This window comes from Orrella sp. 11846, from assembly GCF_048820935.1.
In the GTDB taxonomy this organism is placed as follows: domain Bacteria; phylum Pseudomonadota; class Gammaproteobacteria; order Burkholderiales; family Burkholderiaceae_B; genus Algicoccus.
In genome coordinates, this window is sequence record NZ_JBMERD010000056.1 from 1 (window position 1) to 518 (window position 518).

Annotated in this window: 1 pseudogene; it reads left to right on the forward strand. The window is 46.3% G+C overall.

What is annotated here, in order from left to right:
- Positions 1-167: 167 nt before the first annotated feature.
- Positions 168-518: pseudogene (locus ACOI06_RS14590) on the forward strand (IS1634 family transposase); the annotation flags it as partial.

Sequence of the window (518 nt, forward strand, 5' to 3'; positions counted from 1 at the left end):
ACAAAGAACTCCCCGAAGTTCGACACTTTGCCGCCTAAGGGCGGTTTTTTTACGCCTATTTTTCGTTGCAAATCAAATATTTCTAATTATTCCTAAGTGTTTTAGTGTGCTGGCATTTATTATTCTTAAAGTATTGGCATTTGAAAGTTTTATGTTAAAATGGCTGCATGTATATCAAAGTCACAAAATCCGGCGACAGACGCTACATCCAACTGGCTGAGTCCTATCGCGACAGCGAAGGCCGATCACGCCAACGCGTCATTGCAAACCTGGGACGTCTCGATGACAGCACCAGTCAGGCCAATTCAATTCTGGCTGCTTTGTTGCAAGCATCAGGACAGCAGACTGGCGAAGGTAATGTCTCGCGTTTGCTTTCCACGGCTCAGTTCGAATCTGCCCGCGCTCTAGGCGATGTTTGGGCGCTCACTGTGATTTGGAAGCAGCTCGGTCTTGATCGTTTAAAACAGCTCTTAAAACTCAAGACACGTCATCGAATTGACCTCGAAGCCTTGTTGCGT